Genomic DNA, 22,982 nt, shown 5'->3' with positions numbered 1-22,982 from the left:
GGACGGGTTTAGGTGATTTCGCGTTAAGAAACGCTTGCCTTCAGTTCCAAACGGCGCGCATGCAAAACCGGCTCCGTGTAGCCCGAGGGCTGCGCGCGCCCTTCAAACACCAACTCGCAGGCCGCCTTATAGGCGATGGTATCAAAGCCCGGCGCCATCTTGCGATAAAGGTTATCGCCCTCGTTCTGACGATCCACGACCTCTGCCATCTTCTGCATCGCCGCGCGCACCTGATCTTCGCTAACCACGCCGTGATGCAGCCAGTTCGCTAGCGCCTGAGACGAAATACGGCAGGTTGCACGATCCTCCATCAGGCCTACGTCGTTGATATCAGGTACTTTTGAGCAACCCACACCTTGATCGATCCAGCGCACCACATAGCCCAGAATGCCTTGCGCATTGTTCTCGACCTCGCGCTGCACCTGCGGCTCGCTCCATTTCTGGTAGTTCGCCAAAGGCACTTCGAGCAGCGTCTCCACATAGGCACGCCGCCCGCCCGCCTTCAGCTTGTCCTGCACCGCAAACACATCAACCTTGTGATAATGCAGAGCATGCAGCGTCGCCGCTGTCGGGCTTGGCACCCAAGCGCAATTCGCGCCGGATTTGGGATGCTCGATCTTTTGCTCCAGCATCGCAGCCATTAGATCAGGCATGGCCCACATGCCTTTGCCAATCTGCGCTTTTCCTTGCAGACCACATTCCAAACCAATGTCCACATTCAGGTTCTCATAGGCCCCGATCCAAGGCTTGCGCTTGATGAAATCCTTGCGGCTGAACGGTCCTGCTTCCATCGAGGTGTGAATTTCATCGCCCGTGCGATCCAGAAAGCCGGTGTTGATGAAGGCGACGCGCGATTTCGCGGCGCGGATACATTCCTTGAGATTGGCCGAGGTGCGGCGCTCCTCATCCATGATACCGATTTTCACAGTATTTTTGGGCAGGCCCAAAACCTGCTCGACCTGCGCGAAAATTTCATCGGCGAAGGCAACTTCTTCCGGGCCGTGCATCTTCGGCTTCACGATATAGACCGAGCCATGGGTGGAATTGCCGCTCTCGCGTTTCAGGTCGTGCATGGCGATCATCACGGTGCACAGCGCGTCCATGATCCCCTCGCCAATCTCGATGCCATCGCGGTCCAGAACCGCAGGGTTGCTCATCAAATGACCCACATTGCGCACCCACAAAAGCGCGCGGCCCTTCAAGGTCACATCGCCGCCATTCGCGGCCATGTAAGTGCGATCCCCGTTCAGGCGCCGCGTCATCTGCGCGCCGCCCTTCTCAAAGGTCTCCTCAAGATCGCCGCGCATCAGGCCCAGCCAGTTGCGATAGGCCAGCGCCTTATCCTCGCCATCGACGCAGGCAACACTGTCCTCGCAGTCCATAATCGCCGAAAGCGCGCTTTCCAGCACCACATCCGCAAGCCCCGCCTGATCGCGGCACCCGATAGGGTGGGTGCGATCAAAGACCAGTTCCACGTGCAGCCCATTATTGCGCAGCAACACCGCCTCAGGCGCTTTAGGATGGCCTTTGTAGCCGATGAATTTCTCGGGGCTGTCCAGCGGACAATCATCCACCAGCAGCGCGCCGTCTTTCACATGATAGCGCTGCGCATCCGCATGCGAGGCGCCGTCAATTGGAAACGCTTCGTCCAGAAACACCCGTGCTTTGGCCACAACGCGCGCACCGCGTCCTTTGTTATAAGGCCCCTTTGGTGCGGGCGTGCCCATCGCATCGGTGCCGTAAAACCCGTCATACAGGCTGCCCCAGCGCGCGTTCGCCGCATTCAGCGCAAAGCGTGCATTGGTGATTGGAACCACCAGTTGCGGGCCTGCGATGCTGGCGATTTCGGGGTCCACATTGGTTGTTTCAATCTCGAAATCCGCGCCCTCGGGCAGCAAATAGCCAATCTCGCGCAGGAAGTCCAAATAGACGCTCTGCTCTATATCCTTCGCACGGTGTGCAATGTGCCAGGCGTCAACCTTAGCTTGGATATCTTCACGCTTTGCCAACAATGCGCGGTTCTTGGGGCCAAGCTCATGGGTCAGCTTTGACAGACCTGCCCAGAACGTGTCCGCAGCAACTCCCGTGCCGTCCAGCGCCTCGTTTTCGATGAAGTCGGCAAGGATCGTATCGACCTGCAAACCATGCTTTTCTATCCGCTGCGTCATGCGACTCTCCTGCTTTTGTATACCGTCGCGTACGACCTAAGGCAGAAATCTGGATTGGGCAACAACGCGGCCACCGAAAAGACTATTTGGAAATTTGCGAAAGTTTCTCGGAGCCCTTCTCACGCTTGCACCGCTCGGAGCAAAATTTCACCTCATCCCAATCGCGCGCCCATTTCTTGCGCCATGCAAAGGGCTTGCCGCAGCGCGCGCAGTCCTTGCTGGGCAAGTGTTCTTTCTTGATCCCGCGCGGCATTTAAAAATCAAAGCCCATTTGCCGTGTATCCTTTTCCACCTTCGCCGTTTTGCGTGCGCCATCGCGCACAAAGCGCCCTTGGCGATCTTTGCGAGAGGCATGTTTGTCTACGATTTGCGCTGCCTCATTGCGAAACGCGCCGCCTTTGCGCACGCCCCAGACCGCTTCGCGCGCCGCGCGGGCGGCAGCAGCCACATCGACAATCGGCTCCGGGTAAGCCAGCCCCGTCGCCCCGTTCCAAAGCCATGGCTCTTGCAGGGTATCAAGCGGCACATTGAAAAGTTCGGGGCACCAGCGACGGGTAAAGACCCCCTCTGGATCCTGATCCAAGCCCTGTTTGATCGGGTTGTAGATGCGGATCGTGTTCATCCCAGTCGTGCCCGATTGCATCTGCACCTGGCTCCAATGGATGCCAGGTTCGTAATCCGTGAACAGCCGCGCCAGAATAGGCCCCGTGCTGCGCCAATCGAGCCAGAGCTGATAGGACGCAAAGGCCATCACCATGGAGCGCATGCGAAAGTTAAGCCAGCCCGTCGCGCGCAGATAACGCATGCAGGCATCCACAAAAGGCACCCCCGTTTCGCCCATAGCCCAAGCGCGCAGGCGTGCCCCGTCGCTTTCAAACGGGCGCAGGCGCTCATAGGCGGAGTGCAGACAGCGGATCTCGATGCGCGGGGCGTCTTCGAGCTTTTGGATAAAATGATCGCGCCACGCGAGGCGGCTTTGTAGCGATTTGAGCGAGCCGCCCCAGCCCTCGCGCGTACCCTTTACCTCGCGCTGGCGCGCTGCCGTGGCCTGCACCACTTCGCGCAGGGAAATACTACCAAGCGCAATATGCGGACTAAGCCGCGAGCAGGCCCATTCCCCCGCCAACGGCGAGGACATGGCCTTGCGGTATGGTTTGCCGCGCTCGCTCAGGAAGCCGCCAAGCAGGGACAGTGCCTCTGGCCGCCCCCCCGTTTGACGCTGTGGACATAGATCATCGCCAAGGTCCAGATCAGGGATTTGACTGTGCTGCGCCGCAATCGGCGCCAGCGCCTTTGGCACATCGACGCGCTGCGCAAACATATAGGCGTCGCGCCCTTTGGCCCAACCATCGCGCCCTTGCAGGCGCCGCTGCACTCCGCAGCCCTGCAGCTCGTCCCAGATGATGCCCTGAGCGCGCGCCCATGCCTTAACACGCAAATCCCGCTTGTAGGTCCACAGATTGCCCGTCTCTTCATGGCTGACGATGCGCTTTACTGCGAACCTGTCCACAGCGCGCGCAAGGCACTCCACCGCATCGCCCTGCTCCACCACCAAAGGCGCACCTAAGCCCGCGAACTCCTCTGCAACCAATCCCAGGCACTCTCGCGTAAAGCCCCATTGCCGCGCGGAGGTATCGGGCAGCGCCCAGTATTCTGGCTCGATCACATAAAGCGGAACAACAGGCGCACCAAAGGACGCCGCACGCGCCAGCGCCGGATGGTCATGCACCCGTAAATCCCGTTTGAGCCAAAGCAGCGTTGTCATTCGCGCTCACTTAGCCCCGTCGTGCCAAAGGTCAAAAGCGCGCTTGTCCCTGCGGCTGCGATCATTACGTTAAGAGCAACCCAGCAGGAGAGCCCCATGCGCGACGCCGCCCCCAAGACGATCTACCTCAAAGACTACACGCCCTTCGGATATACTGCGCAGTCTGTGCATCTCAGGTTCAAACTCGCCCCCAAAGCCACGCGCGTGATATCGCGCATCGCCTTTGCGCCAAACCCTGATGCGACCGACAAGTCGTTCTTTTTGCACGGCGAGCAGCTTGATCTGAAATGGGCGAAGATCAACGGCGAGGCGATCACACCGCAGATTTCCGAAGAAGGGCTGAGCTGCGATGCTCCCGATGAGCCGTTTATCTTCGAGGCAGAGGTCGAAATCAGCCCCGAAACCAATACCGCGCTTGAGGGGCTTTATATGTCGGGTGGCATGTATTGCACCCAGTGCGAGGCCGAGGGTTTTCGCAAAATCACCTACTACCCCGACCGCCCCGATGTAATGAGCACCTTCACCGTGCGCGTTGAGGGCCCGCATCCCGTGCTTTTGTCCAACGGCAATCCCGGCGACAGTGGCGATGGATTTGCCGAATGGCATGATCCCTGGCCCAAGCCCGCCTACCTGTTCGCGCTGGTCGCGGGCGATCTGGTGGCCCATCCCGACCGCTTCACCACCATGTCCGGCAAGGATGTCGATCTGAACATCTACGTGCGCGCGGGCGACGAAGACAAATGCGCCTTCGGCATGGAAGCGCTGAAAAAGTCGATGATTTGGGACGAAAAAGTCTATGGTCGCGAATATGATCTGGATATTTTCAATATCGTCGCGGTCGATGATTTCAACATGGGCGCAATGGAAAACAAGGGCCTGAACGTCTTCAATTCCTCCTGCGTGCTCGCGTCCCCCGAGACTTCGACCGATAGCAATTTTGAACGCATCGAAGCGATCATCGCCCATGAGTACTTCCACAACTGGACCGGCAATCGCATCACCTGCCGCGACTGGTTCCAACTTTGCCTGAAAGAAGGGCTGACGGTCTACCGCGACAGCCAGTTCACCTCCGATCTGCGCTCTGCCCCCGTCAAACGTATCTCTGACGTTATTGATCTGCGTGGACGCCAATTTGCCGAAGATGGCGGCCCCCTCGCCCATCCCGTGCGACCAGGCAGCTTTGTCGAGATCAACAATTTCTATACCGCGACCGTCTATGAAAAGGGCGCGGAAGTCATTGGCATGCTGAAAACCCTCGTCGGGGACGAAGCCTATGCCAAAGCGCTCGATCTTTACTTTGATCGCCACGATGGACAGGCCTGCACGATTGAGGATTGGCTACAGGTGTTCGAGGAGGTCACAGGCCGCAACCTCAAACGCTTCAAGCGCTGGTATACGTCCGCAGGCACCCCGCGCCTGCACGTCAAGGAAAGCTACAAGAATGGCCGTTACAAGCTGACCTTCCGCCAAGAAACCCCGCCCACGCCGGGCCAGCCGCAAAAGAAGCCTCGCGTGATCCCGATTGCCGTGGGTCTGCTTGGCGTGGATGGCAAAGAAATCGTGGCTACGCAGGTTCTGGAAATGAGCAAGCGCCAGCAAAGTTTCAAATGGGAGGGCCTCAGCGCCAAACCTACCCCCTCCATCCTGCGCGGCTTTTCTGCGCCCGTGATCCTTGAGCGTGACACCGATGACGCGCAGCGTGCGTTCCTGCTCGCCCATGATACCGACCCGTTCAACCGCTGGGAAGCGGGGCGCGAACTCGCGAAATCCACCCTACTGGCGATGATCGAGACCGGCGCCGCGCCAAGTGCAGGCTACCTTGATGGCATGCTCGCCGTGTTGCGCGATGACACGCTCGATCCCGCCACCCGCGCGCTGATGCTGGGATTGCCAAGCCAGTCAGACCTGACACAAATCCTAGCCGACAAAGGCGTTACGTCTGATCCCCAAGCGATCTATGACGCGGTGCAAACCCTGAAACTGGCGATGGCGCAGCACATGCAGGACACCCTGCCGCGCATTTATGCGGCCTGCCAAGTCACCGGCCCCTATTCGCCCGAGGCTGAACCCGCTGGCAAACGCGCGCTTGCTAATGCCGTGCTCGCGCTCGGTTCGCGCCTCGATGGGGGCAAGGCCGCGCAGGAGCAATATGACAGCGCGGATAATATGACCCAGCAGCTTTCTGCGCTTGCCTGTCTGTTGCAAGAGAATGTTGGCGATGCCGCCCTTGCCAAATTCTACCAGCAATGGAAACACGACCGCCTCGTGATGGACAAATGGTTCGGCCTGCAAGTCAGCTACGCCGCACCAGAGGACACCGCAAAGGTGGCCGAAACCCTCACGCAGCACGCTGACTTCGATCACAAGAACCCCAACCGCTTCCGCGCCACGCTCGGCGCGCTTGCGATGCACCACGCGGGCTTTCACCACATTTCGGGCAAAGGCTACACGCTGCTCGCCGATTGGCTGATCACGCTTGACCCGCTTAACCCGCAAACCACCGCGCGCATGTGCTCTGCGTTTCAGACGTGGAAACGTTACGATGCAGGCCGCCAAACCATGATGAAAGCCGAGATCGAGCGCATTCTGGCGCAGCCAAGCCTCAGCCGTGACACAACAGAAATGCTCACGCGGATATTGGCTGCATGAGCCGCCCTGTCCTTTTGATCACAGGCGCAAGCGCGGGCATCGGCGCCGCCTGCGCCCGGCTTGCGGCAGAGCGTTATGATATCGCGCTTAATTATCGCTCTGATCAGGCTGGCGCAGAGGCGGTGAAAGCCGATTGCGAAACGCAAGGCGCGCGCGTGATCCTGTGCCGCGCAGATGTGAGCAAACCAGAGGACATCACTGCCATGTTCGCGCAAATCGACGCGGAGTTTGCGGGCCTCGATGCGCTGATCAACAACGCGGGCATCGTCGGTCAAACCGCGCGCGTGACGGATCTTTCTTACGCACGCATGCGCGAGATGTTCGATGTGAACGTCATCGGCGCAATCCTTGTGGCGAAAGAGGCGGTGCTGCGCATGCAAGCCCGCAGCAAAGGCGCGATCGTCAATATTTCCAGCGCCGCCGCGCGGCTTGGCTCGGCCAATACCTATGTGGATTACGCCGCCTCCAAAGCGGCGATCGAGACCTTTTCAAAGGGATTGTCGGACGAGGTCTGCGCGCAGGGCATCCGTGTAAACGCGCTGCGCCCGGGGATCATCGAAACCGGCATTCACGCCAAAGGCGGCGATCCCGATCGCGCTGCGCGATTTGCCTCATCGGTGCCGATGCAGCGCACGGGCAGCGCCGAAGAAGTCGCCAAGGGCGTGCTTTGGCTGCTGTCGGATGAGGCCTCTTATGTGACGGGTACAGTGCTGGATGTGACCGGTGGGCGCTAGCGCCTATATCTTTAGCCGCTCTGCGCGCAGCGCAGCCGCGATCGGATGGGTCGCCGCGTGGTGGGCCGCGCTGGTAATCCTCTATTTCGTGATCGACGCCGCGCCGGTGATCGTGCTCCTGCTCGGCGCGGTCAGCCTGCCCGCTCTCTTCGATATCGGCGCGGGTGCCACATCAACGCTGCGCATCGACGCGCAGAAAATCGAGTGGCGCTCTGGTGCGCGCGGCGCGCATCTACCGCGTGGCCAATTGAAATCGGTACGCCTCGACACGCGGCTTGATCTTTCCCTGCGCATGACCTTGATCACCGATCAGGGTGGCAAAATTCGCCTGCCCTATGAATGCGTGCCAAAGGCCGATGCGATCGAGAAAGCGCTGAAATCCTACGATATCCCGTATGAGCGTCACCACTTCACGCTTTTGTCCTGAACGTCAGGGCCGCATACGCGGTCGCACGGCACCTGATTTGCGGCAGTATTTTTGCTGGCGTGTCCAACCCGCGATATCCTCGCGTTTGGCGCTGATCCGCATCGGGCCCCAATCCGCCGCAACCCCGCGCCAGCGCGTGTCCTTGCTGGCCATCACCTTGTCGCGCGGCATGACCACGGCCAGAATGCGAATGGCGCAGCTTAGATTTGACGGGCCGTGCTTGAGCCCCTCGCGGCTGGGCGCGGTACATTTATAACCCCGCGCCGTCGCGGGTAGAATTTGCAAAAGCCCATACCAACGCCTCCCGCCCCCGACGGCGGCCTGCCTGTAAGTGCTCTCGTGTTTGGCCAGCGCCGACAGGAAGCCTGCCCAAAAGGCGGCGCGCTGATCCAAGTCCGCCGCTGAATAGGCCGGGCACCACTGTTCAATATCGCGCGGCACGGTCTGTAGGATCGGACGGCCATGTGCCTTAAGCGCGGAAATCGCAGCGCGCGTCCAGATGCGCCCCGCGGGGCGATGATCCCAGCGTGCCCGCGGCACTGCGTCGCCGCCCACGCGCCGTTTCGGGCGAGGCGCGCTTTGCGGCGCAAACCGCGATAACGCCTCATTTGAAAGCGTGGCCGCGCTTGTGGGCGCGCCCGGGTTGAATTGCGCGCGCGGCTCGCCGTGTAGCCCTGTCGCACCCCAAGCGCCAAGCCAAACAGCCGAAATCAATGTAAATTGCGGGCATCTCATCGCGCAACTCTGCCAGCGCGCCGTGACCTAGCGCGAGTGCTATGGTGATTTGCCTGATCATGATTGCTCTTGGAAACAGTCTGTTCTCGCCCACGGCGCGCCACGATTGCGCCTGAATGCGGCAACATAAACTCCTCAACGCATTATTGAGCTGAGTGAAAGTTTTACACCATGTCCCTTTTTAAATCCTTGACGTCTCGCTTGCCGGGCACCCGCATTTCACGTCGCAGTAAAGTCTCTTCGACGCGGCTGCAGCACCAGAACCCAACAAATGAATTGCCCGATCTCGACAAGTTATTGGTGATCCCTGTTTCCAACGAGCCGCGCGAGGAAAAATTGCGCAGCTACTATTTCAATCAGGGCCAGTTTCTTGCCCGACAGGAGCGTTGGGAAGACCTGTCCAAATTGGTCAACCTCGAAGACGCGAGCCGACGCACCTCTGGCGGCGGCATGCCTGTGTCCGAATTACTCTGTCAGGGCGCGCGCTCTGATGTGGTCGCACTGGCAGAACATCTGCTGATCGACGGCGATCCCGAAGAAAACAAACCCTTGAGCGATGCGATTTCAGCGCTCGAAACCATTCTTGGCGAAAACCGCGAAGATCACGTAATAGCCACCGTCGTGGCTATGGCCCATCTTGATATCGCATGGGCTTGGCGCGGTACGCACGCGGCATGCGACACACCTGCGCGCAATATCGAGGCCTTTGATCTTCACTGCACACGCGCGCGGCAGGTACTAGATCCGTTCTGCGGCATCGAACTTGACAGCCCGTTGGTCACTGCGGCCAGATGCGCCTTGCTCGTGGGAAATCCAAGCGCAAATGCGCGCGTTGCAGATGATTATGAAGACCTGATCGACCTCGCTCCTTTACAGCAACGCCACATCCGTGCCCTTGGCCATCATATGCTGCCACAGTGGTTTGGCAGCTACGCAGCGCTGGAACTTGAAGCACGGCGCACCGCAGCGCGCACGCAGGACATCTGGGGGGCCGGCGCATACACTTGGACGTTTTTCGACGCGCTGCTGGTCGATCCAGCCTGTGCATCGGTTCTGGATGTGCCGTTCTTTCTTGAAGGGCTGCGCGATATTCTCGAGCGCTCCAAAGATCAACACAATGCAAATCTCTTTGCGTCGTTTGCCGCAGTCTCGATCCCGAATGCTGCGCGTTTGTGCGCTGATGATCTTGCAGCCTCCGGCGCGCTTGATCAAATCCAGAAAGCCGCACAATGGATCATGTCCGAGCATCTGCATGAATTACATCCCCTGATCTGGGGGCACGCGATGGAGGGGTTCGACAATCAAGCGCGGATCGCTTCGATCGATGCCTTGTTCAAACAGGGCCGTGAAAAAGCCAATCAGGTGTTCATGCGCTTCTTCGGCGAGCAGATGCAAAAGGGTAACGCGCTGATTTTCACACCTCAAGGGCTTTACGTGCAGCAGGCCTGACGCGGAAGTTATCGGTCAGGCGCATGCGGTATTTCTGGCTTGAACGCGCGCTAATCACATAAACGCATTGCATCGATGCCCTATCATTCTGGGCGGTACAAAATGGATCAAGCCGACTTGGGTGCCATCAAGAACGCAGCCCTACCGAACAATCCGTAGAGGTTCGGTTGCATTTGCTGTCCGGTCTGATGCGCTGGCTCTGTGGTCTCTCGCCCCAGCCTTTCGTGCACGCAGCTTTGTGCGCGCTTTAACGTCATTTGCAAAGGGTTGGAGGCCAGTCTGGACGCCGCTGCCTGCACTGCGCAATCTACCGATTCCCCGATGCACCATGGAATAAGTCCAGTGTCGTCATTTTATCCCCGCATCGCCCCTCTTGCCCTGCATGCGCCTGTGCCATAGAACGCCTGAAAAGCCCTGATTTCATGGACCCTGCCCGATGCTAGATCTGACATTTGACGCCCCCAAAGTGAAAACCATCGCCGGCGCGAAACACGACTGGGAACTGGTCATCGGCATGGAGGTGCATGCGCAGGTCCAATCCAAGTCCAAGCTCTTTTCCGGCGCTTCAACACGTTTTGGCGCAGAGCCGAATTCGAACGTCGCTTTCGTCGATGCGGCAATGCCCGGAATGCTTCCTGTTATCAATGAGTTCTGCGTCGAGCAGGCGGTGCGCACCGGCCTAGGTCTCAAGGCGAAAATCAACCTGTTTTCCGCTTTTGATCGCAAGAATTACTTCTATCCGGACCTGCCGCAAGGCTATCAGATTTCCCAGCTCTACCACCCCATCGTGGGCGAGGGCGAAGTCATCGTGGACATGGAGCCGGGCATCGCACGCCGCGTGCGCATCGAGCGGATTCACCTCGAGCAGGACGCAGGTAAATCCATTCACGACATGGATCCCAACATGTCTTTTGTCGATCTGAATCGCACCGGCGTGGCGCTGATGGAAATCGTATCGCGCCCCGACATTCGTGGCCCCGAAGAGGCGGCTGCTTTCGTCGTCAAACTGCGCCAGATCCTGCGATACCTAGGCACTTGCGATGGCAACATGCAGAGCGGATCGATGCGCGCGGACGTGAACGTGTCGATTTGTCTGCCCGGTCAGTACGAAAAATTCATCGAGACGGGCGATTTTGCCCATCTCGGCACGCGCTGCGAGATCAAGAACATGAACTCCATGCGCTTCATCCAGCAAGCCATCGACGTAGAAGCCAAACGCCAGATCGCCATTGTGGAAGCCGGCGGAAAGGTCGATCAGGAGACCCGCCTTTATGATCCGGACAAGGGTGAAACCCGCTCCATGCGCTCCAAAGAGGAAGCGCATGATTACCGATATTTCCCCGATCCCGACTTGCTCCCTCTGGAGATTGAACAGGCTTGGGTGGACGACATCGCGAAGAGCCTACCCGAGCTTCCCGATGAGAAAAAAGCGCGGTTTGTCAAAGACTTCTCTCTTAGAGAATATGATGCTTCGGTCCTTACGGCAGACGTCGATAGCGCGGCCTACTTTGAAGCCGTCGCCGCGGGGCGCGATGGTAAACTTGCTGCGAACTGGGTCATTAACGAGCTATTCGGTCGCCTGAAAGCGGATGAAAAAGATATCACCGATAGCCCCCTCACGCCCGCACAACTGGGCGGCATTATCGATCTGATCAAATCCGATACGATCAGCGGCAAGATCGCCAAAGACCTCTTCGAGATCGTTTACACCGAGGGCGGCGACCCTGCTGCCATCGTAGAGGCGCGCGGCATGAAGCAGGTCACAGACACGGGCGCCATCGAAGCTGCGCTCGATCAGATTATCGCCGACAACCCCGCACAGGTGGAAAAGGCGAAAGAGAACCCAAAGCTCGCTGGATGGTTCGTCGGTCAAGTGATGAAAGCCATGGGTGGCAAGGCCAATCCCAAGGCCGTAAACGAGTTAATTGCGAAGAAACTGAACGGTTAAGCCACGCCTCCTCCTGCGGATCACAGGTATGAGAATCGTTAGCTAGGCCTGCATGGCGCTGAATTTCTCAAGCAAGTACACATCGTCATCGTTTCGCGCATTCGCGCGCACCAGCCGCGCGCCCATGCGTTGTGATCCGCAACAAGGGCGCGACTGCGGCAGTGCCAAACCAAGTGAGAAAAAGGTTCAATGCCTATGGAGGTAGAGGTTTTGCCTGCACTTCAATTCAAAGGCATCTCGAAACTGCTAGATGCGACATCCCATGATCACAGCGCTTTAGCCCTCTACACGCCTGAAATGACGCATCCCCATGGGCGAGCATGAAATGTCGCCTATGAGGGCCGGCAATGAAACCGTCCAAAGGCACCTCTTTCCAGAAAAGACGGCACTTGGTAAGACTGCTCAACCGCATTTGCAGAAAGCCCCGCCATGACCACCTACCACTACAAAGTCATCCCCGCCCCCACGCGCGGTTTGCGCGGCAAAGGCGTAAAAGGCGCAGAGGGCAAATTCGCCCATGCGCTCGAACAGGTGATGAACGAAATGGGCACGGCAGGCTGGGAATACCAACGCGCTGAAACGCTTCCTTGCGAGGAACGCTCTGGCCTGACGTCCAAGACGACGACGTTTCGCAACGTGCTGGTGTTCCGCCGCCCATCGGGCACCGATATCGACGCCTTCGCGCCCAAACTGCTCGATGCGCCAGAACGAGAAGCCGAACCCGATGGAATCGAGTTAGAAAACCCCGAAGCCGAGGACTACGAAGTGGACGAAAAAGCAGAACGCAACCTGAACGATCCACTCAAAATGCGTGCCGATCAACTCGCCCGAACCAGCGAGTAATCTTCCTCTTTCATCAAATATCGCGGGGGAATCCGCGAATGCGGATGGGGGCAGCGCCCCCACACCCCTAAACCAGCGCCTACCCCGGCACATCCAGATCCAGCGCCAAGGCGTGAATGCGCCCGATCAGATCAGGCCCCAGCGCAGAATGCACCATCCGGTGCCGTTTGATCCGGCTCTGCCCCTTAAAAGCGGCTGAGCGCACCATCACATTGTAATGGCTCTCGCCACCCTCTTGAAACCCTGAATGCCCCCTATGACTTTCACTGTCATCCACCACTTCAAGCTGCACAGGCGCCAGCGCCACTTCCAGCTTTGCGCGAATTTCATCTGTCTTTGACATTTTTGTCGAACTCCCCTTCTAACCGCCGTCAATTCCTCTATTGTTATGCGCCTGATGCGACGAGGTGAGCAATGCAAAAGAAAAACGATCCCTTCGGTTTCGATATGTCGGTTTCTTCCGCAAAGAAGAAAAATCCGCGCGGTCGTCGGGGGATGTCCGGGGAATCGGAAACCTCAACACGCGTGTGCCAACACGATGGCTGCGAGTTGCCCGGCAAGTTCCGCGCGCCGCGCGCGCCGGACGTGCTCGATGATTTTATCTGGTTCTGCAAGGACCATGTGCGCGAGTATAATTTGAAGTGGAATTTCTTCAACGGCACGACAGAGGCCGAACTCAACGCGCAAATGTCCAAGGACAAAGTCTGGGAGCGCGAGACCAAACCGATGAAAGACCCCGAGCAGGCCGCATGGGCGCGCCTCGGGATCGAGGACCCCCACCAAGTGCTTGGCGTCAACGCGACGCGCAATCCCGGCAAAGGCGGCGGCGCGGCCAAGCGCCTGCCCCCGACCGAGCGGCGCGCGATGGAACTGCTGGAGGCCAAGGATTTCTGGACCAAGGCGGAAATTCGCAAGTCCTACAAGGCGCTTATCAAAGTGCTGCACCCGGATATGAATGGCGGTGATCGCTCACAAGAAGAGCAATTGCAAGAAGTCGTCTGGGCGTGGGAGCAACTCAAAGACAGCCGGAACTTCAAGTAAAGCCATGCGCGAAAGTGATCTCTATGCCCCTGTGAAGTCCTTTTTGGAAGCGCAGGGGTATGAGGTTAAAGGCGAGGTTGGTAAACTCGATGTAATGGCCATGCGCGGAGATGAACCGCCTGTGATCATAGAACTCAAGACCGGCTTTACCCTGTCCTTGTTTCATCAAGGGGTCGAGCGGCTCTCGATCTGCGATCGCGTCTACATCTGCGTGCCGCGCCCCAAGGGCAAGGCTGGCCTCAAATCCATCAAAAACAACAAGGCGCTGTGTCGCCGCCTCGGGCTGGGTCTGTTGACTGTGCGCACCTGTGATAATTTCGTGGAGGCCCATGCCGATCCTGCGCCCTATGTGCCGCGCAAATCAACGAAAAAGACCGCGCGGCATCTGCGCGAATTCCAGCGCCTCGTGGGGGACCCGAATACAGGCGGCATGACGCGCCAAGGGCTCGTCACTGCCTATCGGCAGGACGCGTTAAAATGCCTTGGGTTTCTGGAAGGACACGGACCAACCAAAGCGTCAGACATCGCTAAGTCGACCGGCGTGCCGGGCGCGCGTAACCTCATGGCAGCCAATCACTACGGATGGTTCGAACGTGTTTCAAAAGGCATCTATTGGCTGAGCCCAAAGGGCCAAGATGCTCTGGCAGAATATGAGGCAGAACTGGACGCGATTCGAGAGCTTTATCCACCACCAACCTGAAGCGATCAGCAGATTATTCATGCGAATAATCTGCTTAAGAAAATCTTCGCAGAAGATTTTCCGCCCCGTTGATTTTCGCAGAAAATCAAGCCGGTTTGAACACCAGCGATACACCGTTCAGACAATGACGCTTGCCCGTGGGCGCAGGCCCATCATCAAAGATATGCCCGAGGTGCGAGCCGCAGCGGCGGCAATGGCATTCAGTTCGCAGGGAAAACAGCTTGCGATCTTCCTTGGTCCCGATCGCGCCCGGCAAGGACTGGTAGAAGCTCGGCCAGCCCGTACCACTGTCATACTTATGCTCGGAGGCATATAGCGGCAGCGCGCAGCCACGGCACTCATAGGTGCCGGCCGCGTAATTCTTGTCGAGGGGCGATGAAAACGGCCGCTCTGTCCCCTCTTCGCGCATCACCTTATATTGCTGCTTGCTCAGCATCGCTTTCCATTCTGCGCTGCTGCGTGTGACTTCAAAACCCTGCGTCGCAGCGACGCTTGGGCGTGCGGTGAACGCACCCATTACGGACATGGCAGACAGGCCCGTGACAGCACCTGCAGAGAGGAAAAAACGTCGGTTCATATCTTGGCTCCTTTGCAGTCAAAATGGAGCGGCGCAGAACTTCATACAAGGCACGGTTTTGCACAAGCACGTGAGAGTATTGTCACATTTCACGCAAGGTGCCCTGCGCCTCAATCGGCCAGGCTGGCGATGGCGCTGCGCCTTGCTCTTCCAGTGTCACAAGAAGCAGGCTCGCACTCGTCAGAGCTTGCACCTGTGCCTTGCCGAGTTTGAAGCTTTGCAATCCCTCTTTTTCAAGTGCGCCTATCAAAATATCCGCGTCGCCCGATTTCACCCATAGCACGAATTTTAAACCCTCGGGCACAAGCCCGCGCCAATCGACGTGCAAAACCTGACCACTTGGATCGAGCAGCGCCTGCAATTCGAAACGATGCTCTTGCGCGCTTAAACTTGCTTGCAACACAGGTGACGTTTTTGCTCCGAACCAATCAGTTTGATAAACCCCGTAAGCCAGTAACGCCGCCGCAACCCCGCCGAGCGCAAATTCCCAAAGCCGCATGCGCCTGCGCCACGGCATCCAGTTCTCGCCCCAAAGCTCGCGCCACAAAAGCTTGCCCAAAGGTGGGCTGCCCGCAAGATCATCACGCTCCACGCCCATCTGCTCATTGTGCAAAATACAGCGGTCCACCTCGCCTTGAAGCGCGGGGTTCGTTGCCATTTCTGCCTCGAACGCCTGCATTTCATCGCGGTTCAGCAAGCCGAGCGCGTATTCATTGGCTTGGCTGAAAAAATCAACTTCGGGATCAGTCTGTGTCAGGGCTTTATCCTCATTTAGCGTTCTTCGCAGCCTGCACCACGGCGCGCGCTCTGCAAAGCCCCAACGTCGCAGCGTGAATGCAGGTTTTTCCCGCTTGCTCCCCTTGTCCTTGGGAAAGATATGTTGCACCACACCAATCAACAAAAGAACGCAGTTATTTTGCCTGAGACAAGGACACGAAAACATGGCCGACGGTATGCTGGACATCGATGCGAAACCCACCGAGGACATTTCGGTCCGCGAGGTCTTTGGCCTCGACACGGATATGGTCGTTAAAGGCTTTGCAGATCGCACAGAGCGCGTGCCGGAACTGGACAGCACCTACAAATTCGATCCTGACACGACCATGGCAATTTTGGCCGGCTTCTCGCACAATCGTCGCGTGATGATCCAAGGCTATCACGGAACGGGTAAATCAACGCATATCGAACAGGTCGCAAGCCGTTTGAACTGGCCTGCGGTGCGCGTGAACCTCGACAGCCATATCAGCCGGATCGATCTGATCGGCAAGGATGCGATCAAGCTTAAAGACGGCAAGCAGGTCACCGATTTTCAGGAGGGCATTCTGCCTTGGGCCCTGCGTAACCCAACGGCGATCGTATTTGATGAATACGATGCGGGGCGTGCGGATGTGATGTTTGTGATCCAGCGTGTTCTTGAGGTGGACGGCAAACTGACCCTGCTCGATCAGAATCAGGTCATTGATCCGCATCCCTATTTCCGCATTTTTGCGACAGCCAACACCGTAGGACTTGGTGACACCACCGGGCTTTATCACGGCACGCAGCAGATCAACCAAGGCCAGATGGACCGCTGGTCGCTGGTCGCGACGCTCAATTATCTAAGCATCGACGCCGAAGCGTCGATCGTTTTGTCCAAGAACCCGCATTACAACAATGAAGCAGGGCGCAAGACCGTCAAACAGATGGTGAAAGTCGCAGACCTCACGCGTACGGCCTTCATGAACGGTGATCTATCGACCGTCATGTCGCCGCGCACCGTGATCGCTTGGGCGCAAAATGCCGAGATTTTCCGTAATGTCGGCTATGCGTTTCGCCTGTCCTTCCTCAACAAGTGCGACGAGCTCGAGCGCCAAACGGTCGCCGAATTCTACCAGCGCTGCTTTGACGAAGAACTGCCCGAAAGCGCAGCGAGCATTTCGCTCGGTTAAGGTGATCCGCGTGGTTTCCGATTTTTCTAGAAAAATCGGGCCTCCGGCGGGAGTTTAATTGGCAAGATGAAGTTGGATTGACACGTGGCGAGCAATAACGACAACCCAGCCGATCCGTTCAAGAAAGCCTTGGCCGAGGCGACAAAGGTCATGGCCAATGATCCGGACCTGTCTATCACCTATACGGTAGATCCATCTGGCGTGTCCGGCGACACAATGCGCCTGCCACAAGTCTCGCGCCGCATGACGCGCGAAGAGGTGTTGATCGCGCGCGGCACGGCTGATGCGCTGGCCATGCACCGCAAATTTCACGATGATGGCACACATTCGCGCTATGTGCCGCAAGGCGACATGGCACGCGATCTTTATGAGGCGATGGAAACGGCCCGCTGCGAGGCGATGGGCGCGCGCGACATGCCGGGCACAGCAGGTAATATCGACGCCAAGATCGGCAATGATGCCCTGCGCAAAGGGTTCGATCAGATCAAGGTCGCAGCAGACGCACCGCTGGCCACCGCCGCAGGTTATCTGATCCGTCACCTCGCCACGGGGCGGGATTTGCCGTCCGGCGCGCAGAACGTGATGAACCTATGGAAAGGCTTCATTGAAGAGCAAGCCGGCGGCACACTGGAGAACGTCGATGATCTGCTCGACGATCAGGCAGCTTTTGCCAAACTCTCGCGGAAGATTATCCAGGACCTCGGCTACGGCGACCAGCTTGGCGATGATCCCGATGATCTTGACGAGGATGCGCAAGACGATGCGGAGGAAAGCGGCGAAGAGGATCAGGACCCTGATAGCAGCGGTCAGGACGAGGACTCCGAGGAGTCCGATGAGGCCTCCCCCGAGCAGTCCCAAGAAGAGCAGCAAGACGCAGCGCAAGCCGAAGTGTCGATGGATGACTCCGCCGATCAGGAGATGGGCGAAGAGGCGGAAATGCCCGAGGGCGAAGCTCCGCTGGAACCACCCCAGCCACAGCCCATTTCTGACGCCGACCCGAATTATCAGGTCTACGCGACGCAGTTCGACGAAGAAGTGCGCGCAGAGGATTTAGCTGAACCGGTCGAGCTCGAGCGTTTGCGTGCCTATCTCGATCAGCAACTAGAGCCTTTGAAAGGCGCGGTGTCGCGCCTTGCCAACAAGCTCCAGCGCCGCTTGCAAGCGCAGCAGAACCGCTCTTGGGAGTTTGATCTCGAAGAGGGCATTCTGGACGCAGGTCGCCTTGCGCGCGTCGTCGCCAACCCGACCACGCCGCTGAGTTTCAAGGTCGAGAAAGATACCGAATTTCGCGATACCATCGTGACGCTACTACTGGACAACTCCGGCTCCATGCGAGGTCGCCCGATTTCTATTGCCGCGATTTGCGCTGACGTTCTCGCGCGCACGCTTGAGCGCTGCAATGTGAAGGTTGAGATCCTCGGTTTTACCACGCGTGCGTGGAAGGGCGGGCAATCGCGTGAAGCATGGCTGAATGCAGGGCGTGAGCAGCAGCCCGGCCGCCTGAATGATTTGCGCCACATCATCTACAAAAGCGCTGATTCCCCTTGGCGGCGCGCGCGGCCCAATTTGGGGCTGATGATGAAAGAGGGTCTGCTAAAGGAAAACATCGACGGCGAGGCGCTTGAATGGGCGCATCGCCGCATGGCGGGCCGCCCGGAAGCGCGCAAAATCCTGATGGTGATCTCCGATGGCGCGCCTGTAGATGACAGCACATTGTCGGTAAACCCCGCCAATTATCTGGAAAAACACCTGCGCGATGTGATTGCTATGGTGGAAAAGCGCCGTGCAGTCGAACTCCTCGCGATCGGCATTGGCCATGACGTGACACGTTACTATGAACGGGCCGTGACGATCACTGATGTAGAGCAGCTTGCGGGTGCGATGACAGAACAACTCGCCGCGCTCTTTGACAGCGATCCGCGTGCGCGCGCACGCGTGATGGGCATGCGCAGGGTCGTTTGACGAAGAAGGATGTGTAGGCGAGGTTTTTTTTCGCAGCAAAACCACTTAGCGCGCTGCAAAGGAGTGAGCCATGTTTCAAAGTTTCGACACCCCCAGCACCCCAGAATACGGCCCTGCCCGGCTGACGTCTTTGCGCACAGAACTTGCCCAAGAGGACCTCGACGGCTTTCTCATCCCGCGCGCGGACGCGCATCAGGGCGAGTATGTCGCGCCGCGCGACGAGCGGCTTAAGTGGCTGACCGGCTTCACCGGCTCTGCCGGATTTTGCTGTGCCCTTCGCGCAGCGACAGGTGTGTTCATCGACGGGCGCTACCGAACGCAAGTGAAATCCCAAGTCGATCTGGAGCATTTCACGCCTGTGCACTGGCCCGAAGTCTCTCTTGCCGATTGGCTGAAAGAGCGTCTTCCAAGTGGCGGCATCGTCGGTTTTGATCCCTGGCTGATGACCCAAGGCCAGCTTGAGGCGCATGAAACCGCACTGCTGGCAAGCGGTATCACTCTGCGCCCCTGCGCCAATCTGGTGGATCGCATCTGGGACGATCAACCTGAACCGCCGATGAGTCCGGCCTATGATTACCCTCTTGAATATGCAGGAAAATCATCAAGCGACAAACGAACGGAATGTGCTGGCGATCTTGCCGCACAAGGCGAGCACGCAGCCGTGATCACACTGCCCGACAGCCTGTGTTGGCTACTGAACATCCGCGGCGGTGATGTGGCCAAAACGCCGCTTGTGCAGGGCTTCGCCATTTTGCAAAGCGATGCGCGCGTGGCGTTGTTCGTCGCCCCGTCCAAGTTTGCCGCGCTCGATCCGGACCCCACGCTTCATATAGCGCCACCCGAGGGTTTTGTTCCCGCGCTCACCCGCCTCAGCGGGAAAGTGCGCTGCGACAAAACCTCCGTTCCCGTCGCCGTGATTGATGCCTTGCAAGCTGGCGACGCGCAAATCACCTACGGCAGCGAGCCTTGCGCGCTGCCCAAAGCGTGCAAGAATGCCGTTGAAATCGCAGGCACGCGCACAGCCCATATCATTGATGCCACCGCCATGTGCGAATTGCTCTGCTGGCTCGATCAGCAGCCCGCAGGCAGCGTTACCGAGATCGATGTGGTGCGCGAACTCGAGGCGCGCCGCCGCGCCACCAAAGCGCTGCAAGACATCAGCTTTGACACGATCGCCGGATCCGGCCCGAACGGCGCGATCATGCACTACCGCGTCACCCATGACAGCGCGCGTAGCTTGCAAACCGGTGATCTGTTGGTGCTCGACAGTGGCGGGCAATACCTTAATGGCACCACGGATATCACCCGCACCTGCCCCGTCGGCGACGTCGGATTAGAAGAGCGTAGCGCCTTTACCCGTGTCCTGCAGGGCATGATTGCCGTGTCGCGCATGCGCTGGCCAAAAGGCCTAGCAGGGCGCGATATCGAAGCGGTTGGCCGCATGCCGCTCTGGCTTGCGGGTCAAGACTTTGATCATGGGCTCGGGCATGGCGTCGGTCATTTCCTTGGCGTGCATGAGGGGCCGCAGCGCCTGAGCCGCGCCAGCCATGTGCCGCTTGAACCAGGCATGATCCTATCAAACGAGCCGGGATATTACCGCGAAGGGGCCTTTGGCATTCGCATCGAAAATCTGCTTGTCGTGCGCGAGGCCCCTGCGCTCGAGGGTGGCGATAGCCAGCGCGCCATGTATGATTTCGAAACCCTCACCTTTGTGCCGATCGATCGGCGCTTGATCCGCCGCGACATGCTGAGCCGCTCCGAGATCAACTGGCTCGACGCCTATCACGCAGCGTGCCGCGACAAACTTTCAAACGATCTGAGCGCCTGCGCAGAAAAATGGTTGGAGCAAGCGTGCAAGCCACTATAGTGGCTCTTCACGCTAACACGGGGCAGCGCGCGTCGGGGCCAAACTGAAAAGGACTTCACATGAGCGATATTCGCATTCGCAAGATGGACGGCACCTATGTCGTGCGCGCAGGCGGCGCGGTTTTGGGAGAAAGTAGCGCGGTGCTGGAATTGTCCGAGGACGATCGCACCCCTGCGCTCTATTTTCCGCGCGGTGATATAGCAATGGCATTTCTGGATGCTTCCGAAACAAAAACCATCTGCCCGCACAAGGGCGAGGCGTCCTATTTGTCGATTGTCACTAAAAGCAAGGTGATCAAAGATGCCGCTTGGTCCTATGAGACGCCCAACAACGATGTGGCGAGGATTGCGATGCACTTGTCTTTTGCAAAAAGCGATGAGGTTGCTGTCGAAAAGCTATAGGATTTCCAATCAGCTACGCTGATCGGACCGGCTTGGGGGCCAGCCCCCAAACACCCGAAGTTTACCTTGGAAGATGAAGCGCAAGGCCGGTGAGTTTTTATTAACTATGTTCTTCGGCGGCAGTCGCAGCGAGTGCGCGGTTATAGGCTTTGAGCGCGTCAACATGGTGCAAAGCACCCCAAAGCTCTGGAGCTTGATCTTCGCCGCCGAGCGTTACAACCGGAATAAAGCGCACGCCGGACTTATCGAAGATCGGCATGGCCGCTTCGAGCGTGGCGTTACCGTCGATATAGACACCGTCAGTTATCATTTCCCAGCATCCTTCCTCGTCGATCCCATCCTCTTTCTTGCGCATCACACTTGCGACGCGAAACATCGCGAGCAGATAGGCCTGCGGACCTGCGGCAAGGTGGATGTTGCGCCGCTCAAGCTGCGTTAAAAAGAACGAGCGATCCACAAGCCGCGAGGCGAGCGCCGTTGAGAGCGAGACAGAGACCATTACGGCAAGTCCTGTTTGCCAATCGCCTGTCAGCTCGAACACGATCAACGTCGTGGAAATCGGCGCGCCGAGCACTGCCGCCGCAACCGCCCCCATCCCGGCCAGAGCGTATAGCGTGTGCGAACCGCTGATATCGGGAAACACACTTGTCGCGATCAATCCGAACGCCAGCCCGGTCAGCGCACCGATCATCAGAGAGGGCGAAAAGATGCCGCCCCCCATGCGCCCCGCCATGGTTATCGCCACCGCCGCCACTTTGACCGTCGCGAAAACAACCGCTTCGTGCAGCAAAAGCTGCCCTGTCAGCGCCGCCGAAGTCGTTTCGTAGCCAACGCCGATGATATGGGGGAACTGGATCGCAATCAGGCCCAACATCGCCCCCGCAAGCGCAGGGCGCAGCCAATAGGGCAAACCAAGCCGGCTTTGCAGGCGCGATTCCAGATCATCGGCCCAGAACACACAGCGCATCAGCGTCACCGCCACAAGCCCACTAACGAGGCCCAAAATCAGATAGGCAGGCAGCTCGGCGTAGAACTCCAAAGGCGACGTGCCGGGCAAAGCGAACTCTGCCGTATCACCAAAAACAAGGCGGTTGATCACCGTGCCTGCCACGCTCGCAATCACAATGGGCGCGAAGGCATGCACCGCGAAATGGCGCAGCACCACTTCGAGCGCGAAAAGCGCGCCGGCGATGGGCGCATTGAAACTGGCCGATACAGCGGCCGCAACGGCGCAGCCCAGCAGATCGCGCCCCGTGATGCCATCGGCGCGAATGAGGTTACTGACCCAGCTCGAAATCATCGCCGCAATATGCACCACCGGCCCTTCGCGCCCCGTGGAGCCGCCCGTGCCGAGCGTGATCATCGACGAGAGCGCAGAGGCGATGCCCGCCTTCTTCTCCACCCGCCCGTTGTTGAGCGCAGCCCCCTCGATCACGTCAGAGACCGAGCGCACACGCCCGTCAGGGGTAAAATGGTGCAAAATGATGCCAACCGTGACGCCCCCGGCCATGGGGATCACAAGGATCAGATACCACGGCAAAGATTCTGCAAAGCTATGCAGCTTGGTGACGTCTTCGACCCCGTAAAGCGTTGTTTGCAAGAAAGAAACGCCAAAGCGGAAAGCGACGGCCGCGCAGCCCGCCGCAATGCCGATCATCAGCGCGATGAACCAGAACTGGATTTGCGAGGGGCCACGATGGCGCAAAAGTTGCCAGCCGCGCCCGAAACTTGCGCGCATGTCCTGCATCTGCGCGGCAAAAGCAGCGCGCAGTGCAGAAGCGGGGCGCG

General features: G+C 58.5%; 20 protein-coding genes. 12 read left to right on the top strand and 8 right to left on the bottom strand.

Going from position 1 to position 22,982, the window contains the following annotated elements; genetic code table 11:
* Positions 1-23: 23 nt before the first annotated feature.
* The 3 genes from B9P63_RS08975 to B9P63_RS08965 form a co-directional block, all read right to left on the bottom strand.
* On the bottom strand, positions 24-2,168 hold the full coding sequence (locus tag B9P63_RS08975) for a malate synthase G (RefSeq protein WP_085308203.1): 2,145 nt from the start codon (positions 2,166-2,168) through the stop codon (positions 24-26).
* Positions 2,169-2,250: 82 nt separating this feature from the next.
* A complete protein-coding gene (locus tag B9P63_RS08970; protein WP_085308202.1) occupies positions 2,251-2,421 on the bottom strand; it encodes a DUF2256 domain-containing protein in 171 nt (56 codons plus the stop codon).
* On the bottom strand, positions 2,422-3,933 hold the full coding sequence (locus tag B9P63_RS08965) for an FAD-binding domain-containing protein (protein ID WP_085308201.1): 1,512 nt from the start codon (positions 3,931-3,933) through the stop codon (positions 2,422-2,424). It abuts the gene before it with no gap.
* Positions 3,934-4,029: 96 nt separating this feature from the next.
* Between B9P63_RS08965 and pepN the strand changes: the two genes are divergently transcribed.
* Genes pepN through B9P63_RS08950 form a run of 3 tightly spaced genes read left to right on the top strand, consistent with a single transcriptional unit; the run spans position 4,030 to position 7,743 of the window.
* Positions 4,030-6,582, top strand: a complete 2,553-nt coding sequence (gene pepN / locus B9P63_RS08960; RefSeq protein WP_085308200.1) for an aminopeptidase N — start codon at positions 4,030-4,032, stop codon at positions 6,580-6,582.
* The gene (locus tag B9P63_RS08955) at positions 6,579-7,316 is read left to right on the top strand and encodes an SDR family oxidoreductase (RefSeq protein WP_085308199.1); all 738 of its coding nucleotides are present in this window, start codon (positions 6,579-6,581) and stop codon (positions 7,314-7,316) included. The genes pepN and B9P63_RS08955 overlap by 4 nt, the downstream gene beginning before the upstream one ends.
* Positions 7,306-7,743 (top strand): hypothetical protein, encoded by a 438-nt coding sequence (locus tag B9P63_RS08950; RefSeq protein WP_085308198.1) that lies wholly within the window; start codon positions 7,306-7,308, stop codon positions 7,741-7,743. Before B9P63_RS08955 ends, B9P63_RS08950 begins: the two co-directional genes overlap by 11 nt.
* 3 nt (positions 7,744-7,746) lie before the next feature.
* Here B9P63_RS08950 and B9P63_RS08945 read toward each other — a convergent pair whose 3' ends face one another.
* Positions 7,747-8,478, bottom strand: a complete 732-nt coding sequence (locus B9P63_RS08945; protein WP_085308197.1) for a transglycosylase SLT domain-containing protein — start codon at positions 8,476-8,478, stop codon at positions 7,747-7,749.
* Between the two features lie 171 nt (positions 8,479-8,649).
* On the opposite strand from B9P63_RS08945, the gene B9P63_RS08940 reads away from it, so the two are divergent.
* From B9P63_RS08940 to B9P63_RS19185, 3 genes are all read left to right on the top strand, one after another.
* Positions 8,650-9,927, top strand: a complete 1,278-nt coding sequence (locus B9P63_RS08940; protein WP_085308196.1) for a hypothetical protein — start codon at positions 8,650-8,652, stop codon at positions 9,925-9,927.
* Positions 9,928-10,363: 436 nt separating this feature from the next.
* Complete coding sequence (gene gatB / locus B9P63_RS08935; RefSeq protein WP_085308195.1) at positions 10,364-11,875, top strand: Asp-tRNA(Asn)/Glu-tRNA(Gln) amidotransferase subunit GatB; 1,512 nt, start codon at positions 10,364-10,366, stop codon at positions 11,873-11,875.
* 429 nt (positions 11,876-12,304) lie between these two features.
* On the top strand, positions 12,305-12,718 hold the full coding sequence (locus B9P63_RS19185) for a DUF4177 domain-containing protein (protein ID WP_085308194.1): 414 nt from the start codon (positions 12,305-12,307) through the stop codon (positions 12,716-12,718).
* A 79-nt stretch (positions 12,719-12,797) separates the two neighbouring features.
* On the opposite strand, the gene B9P63_RS08925 is transcribed toward B9P63_RS19185, so the two are convergent.
* Positions 12,798-13,061 (bottom strand): BolA family protein, encoded by a 264-nt coding sequence (locus tag B9P63_RS08925; RefSeq protein WP_085308193.1) that lies wholly within the window; start codon positions 13,059-13,061, stop codon positions 12,798-12,800.
* A gap of 71 nt (positions 13,062-13,132) precedes the next feature.
* Between B9P63_RS08925 and B9P63_RS08920 the strand changes: the two genes are divergently transcribed.
* A complete protein-coding gene (locus B9P63_RS08920; protein WP_085308192.1) occupies positions 13,133-13,759 on the top strand; it encodes a J domain-containing protein in 627 nt (208 codons plus the stop codon).
* 4 nt (positions 13,760-13,763) lie between these two features.
* Positions 13,764-14,459, top strand: coding sequence for a DUF2161 domain-containing phosphodiesterase (locus B9P63_RS08915; RefSeq protein WP_085308191.1), 696 nt, complete (start codon positions 13,764-13,766; stop codon positions 14,457-14,459).
* Between the two features lie 85 nt (positions 14,460-14,544).
* Here B9P63_RS08915 and msrB read toward each other — a convergent pair whose 3' ends face one another.
* Together msrB and B9P63_RS08905 are read right to left on the bottom strand one after the other, a co-directional pair.
* On the bottom strand, positions 14,545-15,036 hold the full coding sequence (msrB, locus tag B9P63_RS08910; RefSeq protein WP_085308190.1) for a peptide-methionine (R)-S-oxide reductase MsrB: 492 nt from the start codon (positions 15,034-15,036) through the stop codon (positions 14,545-14,547).
* 82 nt (positions 15,037-15,118) lie between these two features.
* A complete protein-coding gene (locus tag B9P63_RS08905) occupies positions 15,119-15,922 on the bottom strand; it encodes a hypothetical protein (protein ID WP_139816231.1) in 804 nt (267 codons plus the stop codon).
* A 55-nt stretch (positions 15,923-15,977) separates the two neighbouring features.
* Between B9P63_RS08905 and cobS the strand changes: the two genes are divergently transcribed.
* The 4 genes from cobS to B9P63_RS08885 all read left to right on the top strand — a co-directional run bounded on the left by cobS (position 15,978) and on the right by B9P63_RS08885 (position 21,194).
* Complete coding sequence (gene cobS, locus B9P63_RS08900) at positions 15,978-16,964, top strand: cobaltochelatase subunit CobS (RefSeq protein ID WP_085308188.1); 987 nt, start codon at positions 15,978-15,980, stop codon at positions 16,962-16,964.
* An 84-nt stretch (positions 16,965-17,048) separates the two neighbouring features.
* Positions 17,049-18,926 (top strand): cobaltochelatase subunit CobT, encoded by a 1,878-nt coding sequence (cobT, locus tag B9P63_RS08895; RefSeq protein WP_085308187.1) that lies wholly within the window; start codon positions 17,049-17,051, stop codon positions 18,924-18,926.
* 70 nt (positions 18,927-18,996) lie between these two features.
* Complete coding sequence (locus B9P63_RS08890; protein WP_085308186.1) at positions 18,997-20,793, top strand: aminopeptidase P family protein; 1,797 nt, start codon at positions 18,997-18,999, stop codon at positions 20,791-20,793.
* 59 nt (positions 20,794-20,852) lie between these two features.
* Positions 20,853-21,194 (top strand): DUF427 domain-containing protein, encoded by a 342-nt coding sequence (locus B9P63_RS08885; protein ID WP_085308185.1) that lies wholly within the window; start codon positions 20,853-20,855, stop codon positions 21,192-21,194.
* 100 nt (positions 21,195-21,294) lie between these two features.
* Here the strand turns inward: B9P63_RS08885 and B9P63_RS08880 are convergent, their stop codons facing one another.
* Positions 21,295-22,941 carry a chloride channel protein gene (locus B9P63_RS08880; RefSeq protein ID WP_085308340.1) on the bottom strand — a complete coding sequence of 549 codons (1,647 nt, stop codon included), beginning with the start codon at positions 22,939-22,941 and terminating at the stop codon, positions 21,295-21,297.
* Positions 22,942-22,982: the final 41 nt, after the last annotated feature.

Origin of the sequence: Planktotalea arctica (assembly GCF_002105285.1) — a bacterium.
GTDB lineage: Bacteria > Pseudomonadota > Alphaproteobacteria > Rhodobacterales > Rhodobacteraceae > Planktotalea > Planktotalea arctica.
The sequence above is the reverse complement of the archived record's forward strand: the minus strand, read 5'-3'. Positions and strand labels throughout refer to the sequence as shown.

What these genes read in the sequence shown, in the direction of transcription:
- B9P63_RS08975 (WP_085308203.1), bottom strand. Translation starts at nt 2,168, where the DNA reads ATGACGCAGCGGATAGAAAAGCATGGTTTGCAGGTCGATACGATCCTT.
- B9P63_RS08970 (WP_085308202.1), bottom strand. Translation starts at nt 2,421, where the DNA reads ATGCCGCGCGGGATCAAGAAAGAACACTTGCCCAGCAAGGACTGCGCG.
- B9P63_RS08965 (WP_085308201.1), bottom strand. Translation starts at nt 3,933, where the DNA reads ATGACAACGCTGCTTTGGCTCAAACGGGATTTACGGGTGCATGACCAT.
- pepN (WP_085308200.1), top strand. Translation starts at nt 4,030, where the DNA reads ATGCGCGACGCCGCCCCCAAGACGATCTACCTCAAAGACTACACGCCC.
- B9P63_RS08955 (WP_085308199.1), top strand. Translation starts at nt 6,579, where the DNA reads ATGAGCCGCCCTGTCCTTTTGATCACAGGCGCAAGCGCGGGCATCGGC.
- B9P63_RS08945 (WP_085308197.1), bottom strand. Translation starts at nt 8,478, where the DNA reads ATGAGATGCCCGCAATTTACATTGATTTCGGCTGTTTGGCTTGGCGCT.
- B9P63_RS08940 (WP_085308196.1), top strand. Translation starts at nt 8,650, where the DNA reads ATGTCCCTTTTTAAATCCTTGACGTCTCGCTTGCCGGGCACCCGCATT.
- gatB (WP_085308195.1), top strand. Translation starts at nt 10,364, where the DNA reads ATGCTAGATCTGACATTTGACGCCCCCAAAGTGAAAACCATCGCCGGC.
- B9P63_RS19185 (WP_085308194.1), top strand. Translation starts at nt 12,305, where the DNA reads ATGACCACCTACCACTACAAAGTCATCCCCGCCCCCACGCGCGGTTTG.
- B9P63_RS08925 (WP_085308193.1), bottom strand. Translation starts at nt 13,061, where the DNA reads ATGTCAAAGACAGATGAAATTCGCGCAAAGCTGGAAGTGGCGCTGGCG.
- B9P63_RS08920 (WP_085308192.1), top strand. Translation starts at nt 13,133, where the DNA reads ATGCAAAAGAAAAACGATCCCTTCGGTTTCGATATGTCGGTTTCTTCC.
- B9P63_RS08915 (WP_085308191.1), top strand. Translation starts at nt 13,764, where the DNA reads ATGCGCGAAAGTGATCTCTATGCCCCTGTGAAGTCCTTTTTGGAAGCG.
- msrB (WP_085308190.1), bottom strand. Translation starts at nt 15,036, where the DNA reads ATGAACCGACGTTTTTTCCTCTCTGCAGGTGCTGTCACGGGCCTGTCT.
- cobS (WP_085308188.1), top strand. Translation starts at nt 15,978, where the DNA reads ATGGCCGACGGTATGCTGGACATCGATGCGAAACCCACCGAGGACATT.
- B9P63_RS08890 (WP_085308186.1), top strand. Translation starts at nt 18,997, where the DNA reads ATGTTTCAAAGTTTCGACACCCCCAGCACCCCAGAATACGGCCCTGCC.
- B9P63_RS08885 (WP_085308185.1), top strand. Translation starts at nt 20,853, where the DNA reads ATGAGCGATATTCGCATTCGCAAGATGGACGGCACCTATGTCGTGCGC.
- B9P63_RS08880 (WP_085308340.1), bottom strand. Translation starts at nt 22,941, where the DNA reads ATGCAGGACATGCGCGCAAGTTTCGGGCGCGGCTGGCAACTTTTGCGC.